A 21,358-nucleotide genomic window follows, 5' to 3' on the forward strand; every position below is an offset into this window, starting at 1 on the left:
CTATCAAATCCTACAACGAAACACCTCGGCGTTCGCCGAGGTGTTTTGGTTAGGTTGATGAGAATATTTAAAACATTACTCTGTATGGAATTTGCTTTTCGAAGCGGCGGCCTTTCAGGTCGTGGAAACCTTGTTTGCGAGGGAACAGACGTAAATCATTGCGGTTTGCCGCTTGGCGATTCATAATTGCGGTAGTTGTTGAATCGCCGACTTCGGTGGAGTCTCCTGCAACAATAGTTGATATTGCAAGCTGTTGCGTCACGCCGATGTTGCGGCTAAAGGTGTCGCCTGCATTGTCCTTGAGCGTAAATTTGATGTAGCCCACGCCACCGAAGTTGTTGGCGAGTTTTATGGTGAGTTTGGATCCGTTCACGGTCGCCGTCACGCCTGTCGGGGCGTTCACGGTATAGGAGCCGTTATCGTAGCCCTTGGTAAATTGAGCAAGGTCAATGACCTGGGTTTCACCTTTTGCAAAAGTATAGTGCGCGCGGGCCATCCATTCAAGATAACGTTCGAGTTCCGTCCAACCGTCGCCAAGACGATCTTTGTTAGATTCGCTAAAGTCACCGCTCTTGGATTTCGGATTGTAACCGTACATATTTTCCCACCAGTCCGGGAGACCATCGAGATCGGAGTCGTAATCGTTTGCCCAGCTTGTGCTCGGATACGGTTCCCAGCCCTTGATATTCGCTGTGTCAACGGCGTCCGTTTCGCGGTCAGGGATTCCCTTGGTTTTGCCGACTGAACCCACGACGCTGTAAGTCCCGTTTTTGGTTTCCCTGATCATGCGTTGGTCATGATTATCGAGAATAGGCATTGTTTGGCCTACATCGCTCAGCACGTCCTTGTATGCTGCCGATGCGCTTTGTACAGTGGCGTAAGAGGCGAAGAAAGGTTTGCTATTCCATGGTTCCCAATCGAGAACTTGCCCGCCGCTCAGTGTGTATTCGCGTCCGCAGTTGTCGTTGTTCCCATTGCAAGTGAATGAACCGTTTGCGGCTTGCAAAATGTTGTTGTGGTAATAGTAAGCTTGCGAACCTTTGCCAGTTCCTTCAAATTGGGCGCGCAACGTATAGCCGTGAAGAGCTGTGCCTGCGCCTTCCTTGTAGTAATTGCCGACGAAGTTTACTTCGTGCGCTCCGCCATCGGTCACGCGACTTTTCCAATTGTAGACCACGTTGTTAAAAATGTCCAGGCGACCTGCATAATAGCCGTTACCGTCTAGCCCACCGCCAAGACTCCAGTTGCGCCCTGCGTTGTGCGCCAGCAAGTTGTGGTGGAAACTCCCGATGTCGCCGCCGATTGTTGCTGCGTATCCATGCCCTGTTCCTGCTGCATAATTTTGGTGGTCAGCAACATCCAAGGCTTCCGAAATCAAAGTGCGTTGTAGCGTCAGGTTTTTGCCTCCGCGACTGCTGAACGCTTCGTCAATTGTCCAGCTGATACTTGCGTGATCAAGAATGCTGTGGTCGCCACCTGTAAGGCCCATGCCGTCGTAAGTGGCTCCGTAACCCAGGCGCACGCGCATAAAGCGGATAACCATATCTTTGCCCGTAAAGCCGATGGGAGCGCTTTTGATTGTAATTCCTTTACCCGGAGCTGTCTGCCCAGCAATCGTCACATAGTCCTGATTGCAGACCAAACGACTTTTGAGTTGTATTACGCCTGCGACTTTGAACATGATGGTTCGTGGACCGATATCTGCTGTACACGCTTCGCGCAAACTGCCGGCGCCATCGTCGTTCAGATTTGTTACGTACACGACTTTTCCGCCACGGCCACCGACCGCGTTACGACCATAGCCCTCGGCTCCATCAAACGCTAAACGCCCAGGCTTGAAAGACCAAACATTTCCTGCCGTAACCGTTCCGTTCGCATCGACCTCATCTACGCGCCAGTAGTAGGTCTGCAATGGATTTGTGTCCGAAACTTTGTATGTCGCTGCCGTCTGCTCGCCTTTGTAAACGTCGGCTGTCGAGGTTGTCGCCTTTAAAACCGTTGCAGAATCCGTACCAAAATAAACCTGATGTTTTTTTGCGGATTTCGCTGCAGTCCATGAAAGTGTCAAAGCTCCGTTTTCATGTGGTGCGTGGTAATCCAAATCCGTCGGAGAAGGGCCGATTGCCTGCGCCGCCACATTGGGAACATTCAATTCAAAACCGTTTAGGGTAATCGTACTCGTGTTTAGCTTTATGGCAGTCGATGCGCTTGCGCCGCTCACGGAAAAAGTTACATACGCGATCGCCGCCTCGCCTGTCGAAAGCGCTCGATTTGTTGGTTTGACCGAGGCTTGCTTTGAATTGTTCACATAGACATCAATGCTGTTACTTGCCGCAACGCCATCGACGTTGTTCAGGTACAAAAGGAGGCTGTGCGTCCCTGCTGCAAGATTCGAGAACGTGAGAGTAATGTTTCCGCCGCCTTCGACCATCACACCATCGCACACTAGTTTTGCATAGGAAGGTGATTGTACTCCGGCCTTGTACCAGTTCGCCTTGAGATTTCCGCTACCGGCGACCTTGATTTTTACGCCCGAAAGTGTCGTATCTTTGGATGTGACGCCCGAAACCACCCACGGCACATAATTCGGCTCGGTCACCTCGCTCGAATTGCGTCCGCTCATGTCGAAATCAACTTTGACGATTGGCGAACCCGCGAAGGCATGCGCAGCGAGTCCCAAAACCAACATTGATTTAAAATATCCCATAACATACTCCCTGTTGCATAAAAAAATACCTTTGATTCAACATCGAGGGTAGAGCTCTTGAAAATTAAGGTTGTCCGTGGACTACGCTACCTTACCTTTACGACGGTTCCCGATTCTGTTAAGGGTGCAGAGCAGATTGTAACGGCTTGTAATTCCAAAAAATACACCAAGGATGTTGCGTCGTTTATTGCGGCGAAAGATTTGGTTCTTTATGTTGGCTTGGATAGTCGTCTAGTTCGCATCCTCGGTAAAAACGTGCAAAAGACATTCCGCATCAACAGGGAATAAGCGAAGGTATATTAGAAGCTGGAAAGCCCATTTAAACACCTTTTACACGGAAAATTTCAAGATTCCTTGTTTTAATCAACAAAAAATCTATTTTCCTTTAGAGGTGTTGTTTATGGGATATGTTTGTAACTTTGCGAAGGGCGTTGCCCTTTTTTTTCCGCTATTTCTTTTTGCTTGCGGAAACTCTGAATCGGTGAATTTCATTTCGCCGAACGAATCGCTCGTTTCGTTTGGCGGCGAAGCCCAGAGTTCGTCCAGTGAACTTTTGCAAAGTTCATCTTCTTTGACGATTATACAGTCCTCGTCAATAATCACGCAGTCGTCCTCCTCATCGGTAATCGCGCAATCGTCATCTTCGCGGGTTCCCGTACAATCCTCATCTTCGGTTCTCCCTTCGCCTCCCAATAACGGAGTCCCTTACATTCGTATTATAACTTATGATTCTGCAAATGTCGATAGCGCCTACGCTCTTTGTTCTGTTGAAATTGCTGGGAACGGAATTTATGAGGATTTAGCCCCTGCAAGTGGTAAAATCCGAACTCGTGGAAATTCTACGCGCCTCTGGTACCCTAAAAAGCCTTACCGCGTCAAACTTGATGCAAAGACTTCTGTTCTCGGACTCCCTGCCAATAAAGATTGGGTGTTGCTTGCGAATTATCGCGATCAAAGCAAATTCATGAATGCGGTTGCTTTTGATATGGCGCGTTACATGGGGAGCTTCGCTTTTGTGAGCGCCAACCGATTTGTCGAAGTTGAAATCAATGGCGAGTATATGGGCGTCTATCAACTTACTGAGCAAATTGAACGTGGGGTATCACGAGTCAATACGGGTAATGGAGGGGTGTTGTTGAGTCTTGACAAGGATGATGGACCGGAACTTTCACCGAGTGCCACGAATATTTTCTATAGCAAAATTTACAAGTTGCCTGTTGCCGTCAAGTACCCTAAAAATGTGACCGCAACGCAAATCGATACCATATCTGCGAACCTTGCAGTTTTGGAACAGGCTATTGCTAATTCCGACTATGGCAGCGTTCAAAAACTCATGGATATCAGCAGCTTTATGGATTTTCTAATCTTGCAGGAATTGACGCACAATGTTGAATTAGAAGCCCCGCGCAGTATGTATTTGTATAAGGATTCTTCGGGTTTGTATCACATGGGGCCTGTATGGGATTTTGATGGTGGGTTTGCTTATAGCTGGGATGAAGATACCAAGAAATACTTTGTTGATCAGGACTGGATTTTACATAGAAATCGGGCGGTTTCCGGATTCTTTATAAACTTGTTTGCAAATGAAAATTTCTTGGCTGATTACAAGGCTCGCTGGGATCAGCTTAAAACAAGTATTCTGGCTGATGTATTTTCAAAGCTAGACGATTATATGTTGCAAACACAAAAGGCTCTTGAAAATGATGCGATAAAATGGACACCTGTCCGCAGTTACGTTGACGAAGTTCAAAGCCTCAAAAGCTGGCTTACTGAACGCGTGAACCGTTACGAGTCGGCTTTGCAAAAATACTAGTTAACAAAAGTTCTCCCCTCGACATTCGCCGGGGGGAGGATGGGTTGGGTGTTGGATTAGCTTTCGTTATCTTGTTAGATAAAAACCACGATGTTTACGTTGTTTCATAAGACGTCCTCGCAAATCATAAACGTGTCTAGAACCGTTCAGCAAAGCTCTTTCCGTACGAGGCTTTAGCGAAGTTGTTTTAGCATTCGGATCGTCTATGGTAAATTTCCCGCTGCGGGTTGCTTCGCCAAATTCCGCATCGCCACCCTTAGTCGTAATCGTGTAGGAGTACTCTCCGCTGACGGTTGGCGTTCCGCTGAAGTATAGGGAATTTGTCTGTGCATTCCATTTGGCTGTTACGCCTGCAGGGAGATTTTCAACAGTTGCGCCATCGGCGTTTTGAATTGCGAAAGTGAACGGGACAATCGAATCACCGAGTGCGATAGTTTGACTGCTGGAACCTGCGCCCTGCTTGATAATCGCGGCGGGTTTCGGTGTATGATCGCCGATGAGCGTAATGTCAGGCGTCGGGAACTTGTCCTTATTGCCGTATAACCAAAATCCCAAATGTGGAGGCTGGTTGTAGGCTGTGTTTTGCCAGCTCATGCCGAGACGGTAAATCGGGTCGTGCGCAAGCGTGTACATACGGTGTTCCGTCGGAATCGTAGTTGTGTAGATGTAGAGCTTGGAAGCTCCGTCGTGTAGAATGACTTCTTCGCGCCAGTCGCCTAAAATATCACCGCTAAAGTTCGGCGTAGCCTTGGTGGTGTTGCAACTGTTGCCCTGCATCTGAAAAAGCGTATTGCTCTGTTGCTTGGCATGGTCCCACTTGCTGATAGTCGTGTTGTCCAACAGTTCATCAAGTAAGTCACCGTCCCAATAAATGCGGAAATTATAAGCTGGGCGCTTGTCTGCTTTCCAAATTTTCCCCTTTACGGTATAGGTATTCCAGTTTGCGGCAGACCAAAGTTCGTGTCCGCGGTTCAGTGAATCCACATCGCCTGCGACGCCGCGTCCGTTATCACCCGAACTCGTTTCGTTAAAAAGTAGCTTGCCGGTACGGGCATCGTGCAAATCGTAGCCGTAGGGCTTTTCTTCGTGAACTTGCCAAACTTCAAGACCGGGATTATCGGGGTCGAGATCGCTCAAGTGCATCGCATCGCCGTGGCCCTTGCCTGTGCGGTACATGAATTTTCCATCGTGGTCAACGGCGCAACTTCCTTCAATAATTTCATCAAAGCCGTCGCCATCCACGTCGCCTGCGGAAATGTTGTGATTGCCTTGCCCGTAACATTCCTGTCCGCTCGTGGCTGCGTTGTAATACCAGCGTTGCGAAAGGGTTTTGCCGTCCCAATCATAGGCGGTAATCGCCATGCGGGTGTAGTAACCGCGCTGGAAAACCATGCTCGGTTTCTTGCCATCGAGGTAGGCGTTTGTCGCGAGGAATCGATCCACGCGGTTACCGTAGCTATCGCCCCAGCTCTTGACCGTGCCGCGACCGGGATTGTAATCGACCGTCGCCATTTCCTTACCAGTTTCGCCATTGAAAATGGTAAGCCATTCAGGTCCTGTGAGAATGTAGCCGTTTGAATTCCTGTAATCCTTGCTGTGGTCTGCACCCTTTGCAGAACCGAGTGATAAATAATTGCCGCTGCCGTCTTTTGTTCCGGGAGCGGTCTTTACCGCAAATTCAGCTTTGCCATCGCTATCATAGTCGCCCACGAGCATCTGCGTGTAATGCGCCCCAGCGCGAATGTTTACGCCGAGATCGATGCGCCAAAGTTTTTTGCCGTTTATTTTGTAACAATCAATAATGACATTGCCGGTTTTGCCCTTCTGCGAATTGTCTTTAGAATTGCTCGGATCCCACTTGAGAATCAGCTCAAATTCTCCATCGCCGTCTACATCGCCTACCGCGATATCGTTCGGGCTGTAGGTGTAATCGCTCCCACCATTCGGACGGTCAAGATTTACGGTTAGATACTGATTACTCCAAACAGAAACTGCAGCATCCGCCGCCATTTCCTTGCCGCCGACAACAGCCTTCACCGAGTATTTGCTCGATGCTGTTCCTTTTGTATCTGTGTAGTTGCTTGCCTGTGAACCCGTAAAACTGGCGATCTTCTCGCCATCGCGGTACAGGTTAAAACCGGTCGTATTGCCGTCTGTTCCGAGAACTCGCCAACTGAGGAAAACCCCGTTAGTCGTCTTTACGGCGACCAAGCCGCGATTCAGCCATTCCATCTGGCGAGCCGCCTGCGTACTCCCTAGCCCAAGCGCTAGGGACAATCCCAAACACCAAATTTTGTTCATATCCTATCCCTTTTATTAGCCGAAAAACCAAACAACAATAATCCGGCAAGATTAATATAAACCTGGATATTGGTGGTGTGCCTAATGAGCTCGATTTCTCGTTGTCTGCGGACAACTATTGGTCTTCAAAAAAGCACCCCGGCGCTTTCGCCGAGGTGCTGTGCTTTTGCTCGTTTATCTTGTTATGTTAATCGGTCTTGCTTCGCGGTAGCTGCCCGTCGTGATTTTTACGATGTAGGTGCCGCGCGGCATTTGACTCATGTTGAGCGAGCGCGTGTGCGTGCCTGCGTTTTGCATTCCCGTGATTTCTTGTGCGAGCAATGCTCCGAATCCATTGAATAGGCTTATCTTCACATTGTCGCGATGCGGAAGCGTATAGCTGATTTCGAGATTCCCGTGATGGAGCGCAAGGTTCATGTGTGTCGAGACTTTGTTGAGTCCGTACATCAGTGCCGTGGTCTTTCCGCTTTCGTCGCTTCCAGTTTCGTTGGTGATGCTGATCGCGACTTTGAAAAGAACTGTTTTCCCGTTGTACGAGAGCCCTTGCGTAAAGTTGAACTTTTCGCCGTTGCTGACGCGGTTGGGGTAGTGGCCTATCGCGAGAGTCCCGTTTGCCAAATCAGCTTCGCTGAATACATAGGCGGTTTCGCCCCATTCTACGACTTTGCCATCTTTGCTGAACCAATGGCCCGGTGTGTTTGCCGTGCTGTTGGTGACGATGTTTCTATCGCTTTCTAGTGCGAAGAATTGTGCCTGTGTGAGCGTTGCTGTGGTGAGTCCGAGTTTCTTCGCAACCTCGCTGATATCAAATTTTGCAGAAATGGTGGCGTAGTTGTCGTCAATCGGGAGTGTCGCTGTGATGTTGTATGTGGTTGCGCCGTCCGTGACGATTTTTGCAGAACTGCTAGAGCTCGCGGGCATCTCGCTGCTGCTCGAAGATTTCGGCGATACGGAACTGCTCGAACTTGTCGGTGCGTCTCCGAGTTCGGGCCACTTGTAATCAAGCTTGAAGTCGTTGTAGTACTTGACGTTTGCAGCCCCAGCGCCACTTACGCCCGTTTCCAATTTCAACTTATAATCGTAATGCAACTTGCGAATTCCCGTGTTGCCAGTGTACTGGTAATCGGTATTCACGATTACCGCAAAAACCATCGGCGTGCCGTTCGTCGAAGAAGGCGTTTTGTCCAGGCGAAGCGTTGCAGAGCCCTCGCCCGTAATGGGTTCGCTATACACAGGTGTACCGTCGGTCGCGCGGTAGCACAGCAAGAAGTTCATATTCTTGTTGTTGGAATTAGCGCCGTTCGGGTAGAAACTCACCGTCACTTCTTTAGCGCCGTTTTGCACTTTCAGCGGAACCACGTTCGAGCCCGACCATCCCGGAGTCGTTTCTTGATTCGGTACAAGGTAACCGTTGCTTTCCGTTACCGTCTGGTAGGGCGTCATGGTCCAGGTGTAGCTTTTCCTGTTATTGTCCCACATGTCCTGTTCCCAGTAGGTGTCGCTTCCAAAATGCTGGTTCAGCAAATTCTTGATTTCGCCGGACCATTTTTTCATGTCAAGCATCGCAAGCCTTGCGCGGAATTCGGTAATGAGCCTGCGCACGCCCGCATCGCCAAGACCCTTGTCGAGGCCGTAGGTTTCGAGCAGGTATTTGGTCTTGCCGTAAGCGTTTCCGTAAATCCAGCGCACCGCACCCGTGCCGATCCACGTGCCGATAAACGTCGGGAAAATGTTGCTGTACTGCGAGCCGCCCAGCAGGTAACGCTGATTCTTACCGGTCACTCCACCGCCATCGGCGCCGCCACCAGGGCCACCGAAAGTACCGTCAATCAGCCAGCCCGAATAGGTTTCAATAGGCATAAACGGCGCAATGACCGTCGCCGCATTCAAGAATCCCATACCGCTGTAAACACCGTCGCGGTGGCTGAACATATCCTGCTGAATCCAGGTGTTGCCCGCTTCTTGGAACCAATGCGCATCCTTTGCGCCGGGGTAACCGTTCGTCATCGAGTGGATTCCCTCATGAATCATCGCATCCATCTGCGCTACGCGATCACGGTAAGGGCAACTCGTATTGAAGCTATATAGCGGATAGAACGAAGCGGCCACGGCCGTGTAGCCTGCTACCCATGTTTGCCAACCGCCCGTAGTATCCGTCTTTGCGCCACCGGCACACGTACCCGAGCCGTAGTAATAAACTGCGCTGTACTGGCCTTCTTGCGCTTGGGCATCCGGCGCCCATCCCATCTCATTGTACAAATACTCAAAATCGGTATCGTACTTCTTAAGAATCGAATCAATCGTCACATCGGTAATGCGACTGTCGCGATCCTTGCCCCAGTAAAACGCCCACCACTTACCGGCCTTCTTTCCGGTAACGCCCGAACAATTGTTGTTGAACTTGGTCGGCGGTTGGATATCGCCCAGATTCGATTTCGTATCGTAATCCAGGTCGCTGCGATAGCCTGGCCATGTGTAAGCATCACCCGACGCCGCATATACGTGAACACCTAGGGCAGCCGACAAAACGGCGCCCGGAATCCATCCCAAACAACTTTTTTGCATAACACACTCCATTTTTATGCTATTTAGAGAAATAATTTTTGGTGTGCCCTAGTGCAAGTTTTTAAGAAAAATGGAATGATTTTCTGTGTTAGAAGTGTGTAAATGTGTAAGAATAATTAATGAAATATATTGATTTAATTGTAATTTTGTGTATTTTATTGATTTTTGTGTAAAAATTTTCTAGTTTAAAACCATGTGCATTGCGCTTGAACACTTGTTTGACTATGACGACTTCCGCAAGTTCCTGCAAGACTATTTTGAGGAACAGAAGAAAATGCGGTCGGTGTTTTCGCATCGATTTTTTGCAGCAAAAGCGGGATTCAGTAGCTCTTCTTATTGCCTGAATGTTATCCGTGGGCGCTTCAATTTGACACCGAAATCCATCGAGAAAATTTCAAAGGCGATGGAATTTGAACCGTTGCAAAAGACGTATTTTGAGGCGTTGGTGCAGTACAACCAGGCTCAACAAGTTGCCGAACGCGAACACGCTTGGAACCAGATTGTCCAGATTCGCAAGCAAATAGAATTTACACATGTCACGACTCGTGAACAGGGATACTTCGAAAAGTGGTATTATCCGATTGTGCGCGAGTTGGCGGTGTCATCGGATTGGAAAGGTGACTTCCGTGTGCTTGCGCGTTCTGTTGTGCCGCAGATAACGACGGATGAGGCTCGCGATGCGGTGAAAAAGCTGCTGGAATGGGGACTCTTGAAAAAAGAGGGTGAACGCTATGTTGAAACATCGCAAATGCTCGATGCTTCGGAAATTCCGCCAATGGTTTTGCGACGAATCCGTCATGAGTATATGCAGCATGCGGTGGGTGCCGTAGAATCCATGCCCAAAGACGAGCGCTTTGCTGCGTTCACGACTCTTGCGATGAGTGAAAAATCCTACAATTATGCGGTAGAGGTGCTGGAAGAAGCCCGCAAGAAAATTATTGCCCGTGCGGCAAATGATTCGGAGGTGGAACGCGTTTACGAAATGATGCTTGTGGCGTTCCCGATGAGCAAGAAAATAGGGAAGGAGGCGGAAAATGAAAAATAGGCGAGTTTATCTAAAGTTGTCGCGTAATTGCGTTGCGTGCGTGATGTCGCTTGCGTTTTCGTTGTCGTTCCTGGCTTGCTCGGATAGCGAAAATGTCGCCGGTGGCGTGACCGATATCGGGAATTCTATTGCAAGGGAGTCTGATACGCTGAGGTATTCCGGTGTAGTGCAGGACTTGCAGGGACGTGCTGTTCCTGCTGCGCGTGTCGTTGCCTACTTGGATAATTCGAAAGAAATTGTGGATTCGCTTGAAACGGTCGCTGATTCTACAGGATTCTTTAAGTTAGGTCCGATTTCGAGGATTTCGGCGAAAGGTTCGCCGCGTTTCTATGCGGAATCCAAAGGGCTGTCCGGTTTGCGTGGCGATGGACTCTCTGACGTAAGGTTGGATACGATTTGTATTGGTCCGCATAAGACTGTAAGCGGAAAAATTGCCGGGGCGACTTCTGGTTATATGCGCATTCCGGGAACGCATTTGCGCTCGCCGATTGCCGAGGACGGCTCCTTTGCGTTCGATTCCATCCCGTCGGGCTATAGAATGGACCTTGTGTACGTGCAGGATGATTCGGCAATCGCGCATTTTGAATTCACGGCGCTTGAATCCAGGGATACGCTACGATTGCCTGAACTTTCGGTCAATGGGGAGTGGCTTACGAGCAACGATATGCCTGTTATTGCGGATTACTACGGCTTCCATTATTACCTTCCGTATGATTATTATCTCCCGAATGGAGATGGCGACCCCGAAATAAAAGTTTTTCTCGGCATGGGAAGAGATGTCAACGTACTCAACCACGATTCTTCCGTTGCAGGTAACGTAAACTATGTAGATGGTGTGAACGGCAAGGCGGTGCTTTTGGAACCGGGACAATTTATCGACTTGGATACGCTTAATCCAACGGGCGGCGACTTTACACTTTCGCTTTGGACCAAGTGGAATGGCCCTAACGGCGAACACCAGGTGTTGTTTTGCCAGCGAGCTTATTGGAGTGATTCTACATCGCGATTCCAGTGGCATTATGAGGTGAAGAGCGGAACGTTTGCCGTGATGAAGGGTATGCCGGACTACCCTGGGGCAGTGTATTTCGGGGATTCGACATCCGTGCCTGTCGGGGAGTGGGCTTTCCTTGTGCTCGTTTCCAAGAATCACAAGGTGAGCATGTATGTGAATGGCGAACCTATAGCAATTGCGGGTTCCGATGGAACTGAATTTGCAGGGGGATTTGTGCCGAACGAGCTGAATCGTAACGTCCCCTTCCGCATCGGTGGCGATGAAATCGAGACTGAAACTTGGAATGGTGTGATTGACGAAGCTCGCGTTGAATCAATCGCCCGTAGCCCTGAATGGATCAATGCCATGTATGAGCGGCTGAAGCCTTAAAATGTGTTTCCAAAAATTATGTATTTTGTAAATTATATATAAAAATTTACATTGAAAAATTGATAATAATTGTTTATATTTTGGAATGTGATAGATGTTTCCAAAATTAGTGTATTTATGTATTTTGATTACCGCGATTTTATTCGCGCTGTTTTGGAAACTATGCAGTCAAAGGGGCTTTCGCTCCGTGCGATTCAAGAAAATGCGGGTGTTTCCGGTTCTGCGTTTTTCAGCCGAATCCTAGATGGCTCGCGCCCGCTGTCCATTGCGAATGCGAAAAATATCGCCAAGTCTTGGGGGCTTTCTGATGATGAATCGGATTACTTTCTCGATTTGGTGCGCTTCGGTAACGAAAAGAATGTAGATGTACGCGAAGAATTGTTGCGAAAGCTCCTTGCGGTCCGTGCGAACAATCAGGAATTTGCTCTGCAGGATTCTTCGCTCAAGTTTTTCTCGAAATGGTACTATCCCGTGTTGCGCGACTTGCTCCCTCTGCTTCCGCCAAATATGCCGGCAGAAAAAATTGGACGCATGTTTACGCCAGTGCTTCGCGCTCCTCAGGTGGAAAGTGGTATTCGCTATTTGATGGAATCGGGATTCGTTACGTTAGATGAAAATGGTGTATATCGTGTGGAACAGCCTATTGTTTCAACTCCGCCTCGCGTGCGTTCTACGATTTTACGCAAATACCATCTGAAAAATCTTGAAGTGAATAGTGAAGTTTATGATCTGTTCACAAGTGATGACCGCAGCGTTACGAGTGTTACGTGCAGTTTGTCTAAAGAAAGCTTTGAAAAAGTCCGCGAAGAAATTGCGAAACTTCGCGAAAAAATTCTTGCGTTATCTCGTGAAGAGAAAAATCCAGACCGTGTTTGCCATGTCGGGTTTCAGTTGGTGAACCGCGCCAAAGTCAAGGAGGTAAAGTAATGTACCTCCGTAATGTTTTACGAAAACTGGCTTGGGTATTCCCTTTGGGTGTTGTGGCTTTTGTCGCAATCCTTTGTATTTCGCTTGTTGGCTGTAGCGGAAATTCTGACATCGCAAACGGCACGGGTAGTAATGCTGGTGAAACTGAAATTGCAGGGATTATCACGGCGACAAATCATGGGAAACCTTTGGTGAATGCGCTTGCCCGTGTGTGGATTTTGGACGAAGACTCCATGCATGTGGCGTATGAAGATTCTTTGGATAACAATGGTGTTCTTGAAATTAGGTCCGCTGTTCTTGGTGAAAAAGCGCCTGTCCAGCTTTTGGAAACGCGTTCGGGCGACTCGTTATCTACAATGCGCTGGGTCAATCTCGAACGTAGTCCCGAACAAACCCTTTCTATTGCGGCAAGCGAATCCCTTAAGGGATCAATAACGAATAACGGTGCTGCTGTAGAAGGTGCAACTGTTTCCATTTTGGACAAGTCTGTTGTTACGGATGCAAACGGAAACTTTGAATTTAATGATTTGCCTGCGGGCGTGCATTACGCTTTTGTCGAAGGCTACTTCGGAAAGTTCTCGTACCAGATGGAAACTGGATTGAAAGAAGGTGCGACAACGAACAACATTAATCTCGCAGATAGCATTTTTACGGTTGTCGAAGATTTTGAAAACTGGAAAAAGCAGACATTTATCGGAAAAAGTTTTGGACAGGGCTGGTGGTTTATTTGCACAGACTCGTTGCAGGGTGGCGGAAGCCGTGCAAGCGCGGGTGTCGATAGTGAAAATCTTTTTGTTTCTGGCGATAGCGCCAAAAGTGGAAAAAGCTTGCACGTCTCATTTGATATAGATGAGGAAACTTCGGGGCATTATGGAGTTATCGGTTTTACGATTGGTGATGATTTTGATAAGGCTGAAATGTTTGCGTTCTATGATTTGCGTAAGGCGACTGCAATTTCGTTTGATGCCAGAGGTTCTGGAAAAATCTCGTTGCAGATAGTCAAACGCAGCGATAAAGGCGAACGTGAATATCACGAATCGTACTTTGTGACGCTTACGGAAAAATGGGAACATTTCACGTTTACGGCAGATGATTTCGATACAGAACTTATTGCTGTCAATGCAATCAACATTCTCGTTATTGACGATACCGAAATTTACCTTGACAATATCCGCTTTGACGGTATTTCGCCCAGTATGTGGCCGAGTCTCGGGATGCGTTTTTAAAATTCTTTTTCACGTATAGGAGAGAGTATGAAAAAGTCAAAAATGGCGATTGTCGCCTTGTGTGCGTTTGCCTTTGTGGGTAGCGCATTTGCAACAATTCAGCCCACGCGCGTAGGTCCCGTAAGTCAATACGGTGCTTTGCAAGCCGGCAAGAATTCCGCTGGCGAAGGCCGCATTTATGGAAGCGTGCAAGGCGTCAAAGATGGAGCCGAAGTTCAGGTACGCGGAATGAGCCTTACCTGGAGTATCTTTTGGCCAAACGGAATGTCGTTCTACGGCAATTCCTTTATTGATTCGCTTGTAGGCGAGTGGAATGTTGAACTTGTTCGCTCTGCAATGGGTTCCGTTGGAAATTGGGGACAAGGGAATTACAAGACTCGTCCTGAATATTATTCCGCACAAATGGACACGGTCGTACAAGCGGCTATCAGAAACGATGTTTATGTTTTGGTGGACTGGCACAGTGAAGGAGGCTATTATAATTGCATTCACAAGGGTGTAAAACCGAAGTACGAATTTAATGATAATAAGGCTTGCTTTACGGCAAGTGATGCCGCGAAATTCTTTGGGACCATGGCTCAACGTTATGGCAAATACCCGCATGTGATTTTTGAAATTTACAATGAACCGGTAAGTGAAAGTTGGAATGACCTCAAGGCTTATGCTGATACAGTCGTTCAGGAAATTCGTAAATATTCGGATAACTTAATTGTTGTAGGGACACCGATGTGGTCTTCTGCGGCTGGCGATGCTGTTGCAAATCCGGTCGTTGACAAGAATGTTGCTTACACGCATCATTTTTATGCCAATATGCATAACATCAATGAAACTTCGACTAGCCAGAATGCAAGCCCGAACAAGGCTATTGCTGCGGGTCTCAGTGTTTTCGTGACCGAATGGGGTTGGGTCGAAAAAGATATCAACGATGCCAAGACCAAGGCGAATGCCGATGCGTTCCTAAAATGGGTTGACGAAAAGAAACTTTCTACCGCCAAATGGGATGTCGAAAAACCGTATCTTGAAGATAATGATGACGACAACTATATCAAGGCGAACGTTCTTCCGCAAAAGATGACTTACACAAAGAACCTTGATTGGGCTTCGCAAATTAACGATGATCTCCCGTTTGCTCTCAAGACGACATCGACAGATGCTACCGGAGAATGGAGCTTTATTACGGATGTGAGCGGTAGCGATGAACAGGGTGACCACGGTAATTCTAGTTTTGAAGATAACTCCGAAAATGGAATGGTCAAGATGGATAAAATCAAGCTTGATACGGTCGGCACGGCTTTTGACTATGCACCTTATGTGAATGCCGATTTTACTTTCAATTTTGATATTTCCAAGTGCAAAATGTTCAGCTACCGCTATAAAGGTACGAACCATCAATTTGTAGCCTATAGCGATTGGAATACGTCTACCGAAATTCTCGGTCAGGGACTTTGGGATTATCCGTTTGTCGGCATGCCTTATTCTCCGGAATGGACAACCGCTTATGTGGATTTTGGCTGGATGGTCAATAATGGCTGGCAGGCTGATGTACCGACAATTTTCTCTACAAAGTTGACGACGGCGCTCCGCTTTAGCGTTACCAACGTTGCGTTTGGCGATTATCTCTGGATTGATAGTCTCAAGTGCGTCGAAGATGTGTCCAATTACACGGTTATGGAAATCCCGGACGTTTTAAGTATCCCGACGGCGAGAATGGCTGCTCGCAATTTTGTTCGCGTGAATACTGACGGCTTGAATATCGTTGCGACGGGCGTTAAGAATGGAAGCCATTATTCGCTCTCCAATGTTCTTGGACAAACTTTGCGTGTGGGCGTGGCGAAAGCGGGCAATTTCTCGATGACTGCGCCGCGTGCTGGTCGCTACATTCTCCGCATTGGAAATTCTGTCTATCCGGTAACGGTAAAGTAATATTCATCTTTCTATCAAATCTTAGAATTGGCTTTGCCAATAAAAAGCACCCAAGCCGAGAGTCGCGGGCAAGCTTGCTTGCCCATGACCGAGGCGCAGTGCTTAGAATTGACTTTGTCAATAAAAAGCACCTCGACGTTTGCCGAGGTGCTTGATTATTTGGATCGATGAGAACAGTTAAAATAAAACCCTGTACGGAATTTGCTTTTCGAAGCGGCGGCCTTTGAGGTCGTGGAACGTGTTCTTGCGCATTTGAGGCACGTTGCGGAATGTGTGGGCATTTTTGATTGCGGTTATTGAATCTTGCGCAGTTTCGCTGGAATCTTGCGGCGGATCGATAGCGCTCGCGGACTTTTCGACGAGTATTTCTACGCGGCCTGTGTATTCGGTGTTGTCGTTTCCTTTGACGGTGTACTTGAATGAGGCGAGTCCTTTGAAGTCTTTGTCGGGTGTGAATCGGGCGGTATAGCCGTCTTTCTGCAATTCGACGGAGGCGTTTTCTGCGGCAGATACACTGTAGGTGGGCTTGACGCTTTGGAATCCGCGAGTGATTGTACGCAAGTCAAAATCGAGCGTCCCGTTGCCAGCGACTTGTGCGTGCATCGCGCCGAGCCAGTTGATGTATTTTTCAATGCGGACGTAGCCGTCGTCTTCCTTGACCATGGCGTCGTCTTTGGCGGTGTCGTAGCCCATCGCATTTTCGAAGTAGTCGGGCATTCCGTCCTTGTCGCTATCTGTTGCTGCTTTCCCGGCGATGACTTCGCCCCAGCCGTTGTTGGTCTTGAGACCCATGGCGCCTACGGATTTTACGAGCGCGCCTTCCTTGCCAAGCGTGCCGACTTGGTGCCAGATAAGCGAATCAATGTCGTCGTAGGGGAGGACGCCACTTTGCGAGGTTACGTAGCGCCAGGCGCTTGCCGCACTCATCATCGGGCCTTTTGTCGTAAGCTCGTTCCACGGATTTTTCAGTTCTTCGCCAGGTCCCTGGTAGTAATAAATGCTTGTTGGCCCGCCATTGAGCACTCCGTCGCGGTTTTTGTCGATTAGGTTTCCGCTTGCGTAAATGCTCTGGTTTTTATCGACCTGAAACCACTCGTTTTTGCCTTCTGGACCATAGACAAAGTAGTTGTTCACGATGTCGTGCTTGAATTTTGCACTAGTGTGTGTCGTGTAGCCCGCTTCGAAGTTGTAAAGGATGTTGTTGACGAAAATGTCGTTAATCTTGTCGAGCGGGTTTCTGTTGTGCGTATTCACGAAGGCGTTGTAGTACCACGCCCAAGTACCGTCAATGGATTCGATGTGTGCGCCGAACTGTTGGCCAATCGGGTTTGCAATGAGCGAATTCTGCACAGTGATGCCAGTGACACGGTAGTCGGCGTTGTCCGAAGAGCCTCCGAAGTTATTCCACGGAGCAAGTTCTACCGAGCAATGGTCCACAATGACGTTTTTGGCATCGTAGAGGTTGAGCGCGTCGTCTTTGGTGCTTGCCGTATTTTCTCCAGGTCGGATGCGCAAGTAACGGATGATGATATTGCTCTGCTTGCCTGTCGAAAGTTTTCCGCCGTGAATGGCGATCCCCTCGCCTGGGGCTGTCTGCCCGGCAATGGTGATGTTCGACTTGATCGAAACGGCAGTTTTGATATTGATGATGCCGCCAACGTCAAAAACGACAATGCGGTTCCCTTGGCTAACCGCATCGCGGAATGAGCCTGCGCCGTCATCGTTCAAGTTTGTTACATGGTAAACGGTGCCTGCGCGCCCGCCCGTAACGTTTGCGCCAAATCCCAGCGCTTCAGGAAACGCGAGCGGCTCGGCGCTTGCTTCTATACACCAAAACGATAAACAGAGCGCCGAAACCGCGAAATTTCGCTTAAAACCAAAAGAATATCCCATAAACAACCCTTATATTGCAATATACTGAAAAAATACCATTGTTTTGAAGAAAACAATCTACCATTATAATAAATAGTTGTCTATAGACAACGGCTACTTGCGCCCTTCAAAATAGCTGATTAATCAGTGATTAAATCGATTAATCACTTTTTGCACTAAGTTTAAATTGCCGTTTTTTGGCCTTAAATCGCCAATTTTTGCATTGGCATAGAATTTGCAATTATAGCAGTATGAAAGTATATCTAGATAATTGCTGCTTTAATCGTCCTTACGACAATCAAAGTTATTTGACTATATCCATAGAGACTCTGGCTAAATTGCAAATTCAGGCGCTTATAAAAGCGGAAAAGTTGATGTTAGCATCGTCTTTTATCCTTGAATATGAAAATTTCTGCAATCCATATCCCGATAGAAAGGCTGCTATTCAACAATTTTTAGATGAAAATGTGGTGGACTATGTGGGGCGAAATCTGTCGGACCAGGTCGTTTTAAATGCAAAAAAAATTATGGCGACGGGTGTAAAAATGAAAGACGCTTGCCATATAGCATGTGCAGAAATGATGAATTGTGATTATCTTTTAAGTACGGATAAGCGGATGCTGAAATACAAAAGTGAATCCATGGAATTGTTAAACCCTATAGAGTTCATAGATTTAGTGAGTGGAGGTCTAGAAAATGATAACTGAAATTACACCACCTGCTACTATTGAATTGTTAAATAGGGGAATGGAATGCTTGATTCGCGAAATGGGAATTGTCGATGCGGAATATTTCATAGCTGCAGTGCAAAGAGAGCGTTTCGACTACACCAAGTGGCAACGCGAGCATTTTGACAAAGCCGATTTGCGTTCTTTCGTGGATAAAGCCGCTTCTTTTGCCGAGGAAAACGGGAAATAACTTGACCCCTTTTTCCCATTTTACTACATTTGTGCCACTTTGAGAATAAATATCGCACAAAAACTTACTGATTCCGAAGACCAACGAGTGGTCTGGTCCCATGCCGACGCTCCTGAAATCTTCGACGAACTGCACCTCAAGGGCGATCTGGTAGCCGAGGTGCTGGTTAGCCCCGAAGGCAACGGCAAGTGCCTTGTGACCGGTACTATCTCTGGAGTGCAAACACTCACTTGTGTCCGCAGCCTGGATCTTTTTGACCGTCCGTTCGAAACCGAGATTGTTGTCGAGGTGGAACGCGGAGCATGCGCTGCACAGGAACTTCATGACGACGACGATGATGTTTTCGCCTACACGATTCCGCAGACACAGGACTTCGTAGATGTTTCCGAGTGCGTCCGACAGCTGGTGACCCTACAGGAACCCATTGCGCCCGTGAAAAATCCTGACGAAGATTTTATCTTTGTAACAAACAATCAAGCTGGCGATGGTGCCGATGCTGAAAAGCCGCTCGACCCCCGCTGGGAAAAACTCAAAGCTCTTAAGAGCAAAATGGAAAACAGGAGTTAAAAATGGCAGTACCTAAGAGAAAAACTTCGACCGCTCGTCGTGACAAGCGCCGCACCCACTGGAAGATGGAAGTGCCGGCTATGGCTACCTGCGATCATTGCGGTTCCGTGAAGCGTCCGCATCGCGTGTGCCCGGTTTGCGGCTTCTACAACGGTGTGGAAGTTGTTGACATGAAGGGTGCCGAAGCTTAATCTAGGAGGAATCCGTGATCAAAGTTGCACTGGATGCCATGGGTGGCGATTACGCCCCGAGTGTTTGTATTGAAGGCGCCGTTAGCGCAGTCAAGAAAAACCCCAATATTCATGTGGTTCTCTGCGGACCGGAGGCCGAGGTCAAGGCTTCTCTCGAGAAGCTTGGTTACACCGGCAATCAGATTTCCGTAGTTGATGCTCCGGACCTCGTGGCTATGGATGAACATCCTGTCATGGTGGTCAAGAAGAAGCAGCATTCTGGCTTGGTGACTTGCGTTGCCTTGCAGAAAAAAGGTCTTGTGGACGCTTCCGTCAGTGCCGGTAACTCTGGCGCTATGATGGCTAGCTGCCTCATGATCCTCGGTAAGACTTGCGACGAGTTCTCCCGTCCGCCTATCGGGGTTGCACTTCCGACAAAGGATCGCCGCATTGTGTTGGTCGATGGCGGTGCAAACGTTGATGAACGTGCTTCCACTCTCGTTGACTTTGCCATTGCAGGTTCTGCATTCGCCGAAGCTTACCTCGGAATCGAAAATCCGAAGGTTGGCCTCTTGAACATGGGCGAAGAAGAACACAAGGGCCCGGCGGTTCTCCAGGAAACATACCAGCTCCTCAAGTCCGCCCCGGTTAACTTTATGGGTAACATCGAAGGTCGCGACCTCATCGCAGGTAAGGCCGACGTTGTTGCGACTTCTGGCTATACGGGTAACGTTGTGCTCAAGCTCCTGGAAGGTTTCTTCGAAATGCACCAGGAAATGTTCGGCACGATCGACACTCCGGCTGGCAAGCGTTTCTCCGAAATGTGGGACTACCGCGCTACGGGTGGCGCCTTGTTGCTTGGCCTCAATGGCATTGGCATCATCGCTCACGGCCGTTCCGATGCTCTCGCTATCGAAAAGGCTGTTGAAGTGGCTGCCAAGTATGCCGAAGCCGACGTTGCCAACAAGGTCAACGCTCGCCTCGCTGCAATCAAGTCCGAGGAAGCTCCTAAAGCATAGCTTTTGTCTGCATTAAGACTTTAGTTGCAATTAGACGGATCTAGTGAACGCTAGGTCCGTTTTTTGTTATCTTGGGTAACAAATAAATATGCTTTGGACGAACCGTCTGGCACCGGTGGCGTGACGGCTATTCTAAGCTTAAATCATTTGTATTCACCCATGACACTTAATGTCATACAGGAGGTCAATTTATAATGCCTACGAAGTCTATTGTGACTGGCGCATCTCGCGGTATCGGTCTTGCCATTGCAAGAGAACTTGCTGCTCGCGGCTCTGACGTTGTTCTTATTTCCCGTGGTGGCTGCCCGGAACAGGCCGAAGCTATCGCCAAGGAATTCGGCGTCAAGACGTTCACGTTCGCATGCGACGTGAGCAACTCCGACTCTGTGAAGGACGCTTTCAAACAAGCTATCGACGCACTGGGTGGCGTGGACTGCCTCGTGAACAACGCTGGCATCACCCGTGACGGCCTCGTACTTCGCATGAAGGACGAAGATTTCGATAACGTTATCGCAACGGACCTCCGCTCGACGTTCCTTTGCACCAGAGCCGTCCTCAGGACGATGATGGGCGCCCGCAAAGGCAGCATCGTGAACATTGCAAGCTTGAACGGTATCAGAACTCAGGCTGGCCAGGCCAACTACGCTGCTGCTAAGGCTGGTGTGATCGGCATGACCAAGTCCAACTCCATGGAATTCGGCTCTCGCGGTATTACCGTGAACGCTGTCGCTCCGGGATTCATCGATACGGACATGACCGCCGCCATGAGTGAAGAAACTCGTGCAAAATATGCCGCCCAGATTCCGCTTGGCCGCCTCGGTCAGCCGGAAGATGTTGCCAAGGCTGTCGCATTTTTGGCCTCCGACGATGCCAAATACATTACCGGACAGGTAATTGGTGTCGATGGGGGCTTGAACGCTTAAC

General features: G+C 48.5%; 17 protein-coding genes. 13 read left to right on the plus strand and 4 right to left on the minus strand.

Annotated features, from left to right (window positions below; translation table 11 throughout):
* Positions 1-67: 67 nt before the first annotated feature.
* Positions 68-2,707, minus strand: a complete 2,640-nt coding sequence (locus B7982_RS13580) for a hypothetical protein (RefSeq protein ID WP_088661215.1) — start codon at positions 2,705-2,707, stop codon at positions 68-70.
* A 57-nt stretch (positions 2,708-2,764) separates the two neighbouring features.
* Here B7982_RS13580 and B7982_RS13585 point away from each other — a divergent pair, with 57 nt between their 5' ends.
* Positions 2,765-2,995: a hypothetical protein gene (locus B7982_RS13585; protein ID WP_088661216.1), complete on the plus strand. Its 231-nt coding sequence runs from the start codon at positions 2,765-2,767 to the stop codon at positions 2,993-2,995.
* Between the two features lie 112 nt (positions 2,996-3,107).
* Complete coding sequence (locus B7982_RS13590; RefSeq protein WP_088661217.1) at positions 3,108-4,520, plus strand: CotH kinase family protein; 1,413 nt, start codon at positions 3,108-3,110, stop codon at positions 4,518-4,520.
* Positions 4,521-4,586: 66 nt separating this feature from the next.
* Here the strand turns inward: B7982_RS13590 and B7982_RS13595 are convergent, their stop codons facing one another.
* Together B7982_RS13595 and B7982_RS13600 are read right to left on the minus strand one after the other, a co-directional pair.
* The gene (locus B7982_RS13595) at positions 4,587-6,821 is read right to left on the minus strand and encodes a rhamnogalacturonan lyase (protein WP_088661218.1); all 2,235 of its coding nucleotides are present in this window, start codon (positions 6,819-6,821) and stop codon (positions 4,587-4,589) included.
* A 174-nt stretch (positions 6,822-6,995) separates the two neighbouring features.
* Positions 6,996-9,386 carry a DUF4859 domain-containing protein gene (locus tag B7982_RS13600; protein ID WP_088661219.1) on the minus strand — a complete coding sequence of 797 codons (2,391 nt, stop codon included), beginning with the start codon at positions 9,384-9,386 and terminating at the stop codon, positions 6,996-6,998.
* 193 nt (positions 9,387-9,579) lie between these two features.
* On the opposite strand from B7982_RS13600, the gene B7982_RS13605 reads away from it, so the two are divergent.
* The 5 genes from B7982_RS13605 to B7982_RS13625 all read left to right on the plus strand — a co-directional run bounded on the left by B7982_RS13605 (position 9,580) and on the right by B7982_RS13625 (position 15,888).
* A complete protein-coding gene (locus tag B7982_RS13605; RefSeq protein ID WP_088661220.1) occupies positions 9,580-10,431 on the plus strand; it encodes a TIGR02147 family protein in 852 nt (283 codons plus the stop codon).
* Positions 10,421-11,812: a LamG domain-containing protein gene (locus B7982_RS13610; RefSeq protein ID WP_088661221.1), complete on the plus strand. Its 1,392-nt coding sequence runs from the start codon at positions 10,421-10,423 to the stop codon at positions 11,810-11,812. Before B7982_RS13605 ends, B7982_RS13610 begins: the two co-directional genes overlap by 11 nt.
* Positions 11,813-11,929: 117 nt before the next feature.
* Positions 11,930-12,739, plus strand: coding sequence for a TIGR02147 family protein (locus tag B7982_RS13615; protein WP_255396756.1), 810 nt, complete (start codon positions 11,930-11,932; stop codon positions 12,737-12,739).
* Positions 12,739-13,965 (plus strand): carboxypeptidase-like regulatory domain-containing protein, encoded by a 1,227-nt coding sequence (locus B7982_RS13620; RefSeq protein ID WP_088661223.1) that lies wholly within the window; start codon positions 12,739-12,741, stop codon positions 13,963-13,965. Before B7982_RS13615 ends, B7982_RS13620 begins: the two co-directional genes overlap by 1 nt.
* Positions 13,966-13,992: 27 nt before the next feature.
* A complete protein-coding gene (locus B7982_RS13625; RefSeq protein ID WP_088661224.1) occupies positions 13,993-15,888 on the plus strand; it encodes a glycoside hydrolase family 5 protein in 1,896 nt (631 codons plus the stop codon).
* Between the two features lie 177 nt (positions 15,889-16,065).
* Here the strand turns inward: B7982_RS13625 and B7982_RS13630 are convergent, their stop codons facing one another.
* Positions 16,066-17,781: a hypothetical protein gene (locus B7982_RS13630; protein WP_088661225.1), complete on the minus strand. Its 1,716-nt coding sequence runs from the start codon at positions 17,779-17,781 to the stop codon at positions 16,066-16,068.
* A 230-nt stretch (positions 17,782-18,011) separates the two neighbouring features.
* Between B7982_RS13630 and B7982_RS13635 the strand changes: the two genes are divergently transcribed.
* From B7982_RS13635 to fabG, 6 genes are all read left to right on the plus strand, one after another.
* Positions 18,012-18,467, plus strand: a complete 456-nt coding sequence (locus B7982_RS13635) for a PIN domain-containing protein (RefSeq protein WP_088661226.1) — start codon at positions 18,012-18,014, stop codon at positions 18,465-18,467.
* Positions 18,457-18,678 (plus strand): hypothetical protein, encoded by a 222-nt coding sequence (locus tag B7982_RS13640; RefSeq protein WP_088661227.1) that lies wholly within the window; start codon positions 18,457-18,459, stop codon positions 18,676-18,678. Before B7982_RS13635 ends, B7982_RS13640 begins: the two co-directional genes overlap by 11 nt.
* 39 nt (positions 18,679-18,717) lie before the next feature.
* Positions 18,718-19,245: a DUF177 domain-containing protein gene (locus tag B7982_RS13645; protein WP_014546668.1), complete on the plus strand. Its 528-nt coding sequence runs from the start codon at positions 18,718-18,720 to the stop codon at positions 19,243-19,245.
* 2 nt (positions 19,246-19,247) lie between these two features.
* Positions 19,248-19,436 carry a 50S ribosomal protein L32 gene (gene rpmF, locus B7982_RS13650; protein ID WP_014546669.1) on the plus strand — a complete coding sequence of 63 codons (189 nt, stop codon included), beginning with the start codon at positions 19,248-19,250 and terminating at the stop codon, positions 19,434-19,436.
* A gap of 14 nt (positions 19,437-19,450) precedes the next feature.
* A complete protein-coding gene (plsX, locus tag B7982_RS13655; RefSeq protein WP_088661228.1) occupies positions 19,451-20,434 on the plus strand; it encodes a phosphate acyltransferase PlsX in 984 nt (327 codons plus the stop codon).
* A 194-nt stretch (positions 20,435-20,628) separates the two neighbouring features.
* Entirely contained in the window at positions 20,629-21,357 is a 729-nt protein-coding gene (fabG, locus tag B7982_RS13660; RefSeq protein ID WP_014546671.1) for a 3-oxoacyl-[acyl-carrier-protein] reductase, read from the plus strand.
* Position 21,358: the final 1 nt, after the last annotated feature.

The organism is Fibrobacter sp. UWB2 (genome assembly GCF_002210425.1).
Classification (GTDB): Bacteria; Fibrobacterota; Fibrobacteria; order Fibrobacterales; family Fibrobacteraceae; genus Fibrobacter; species Fibrobacter elongatus.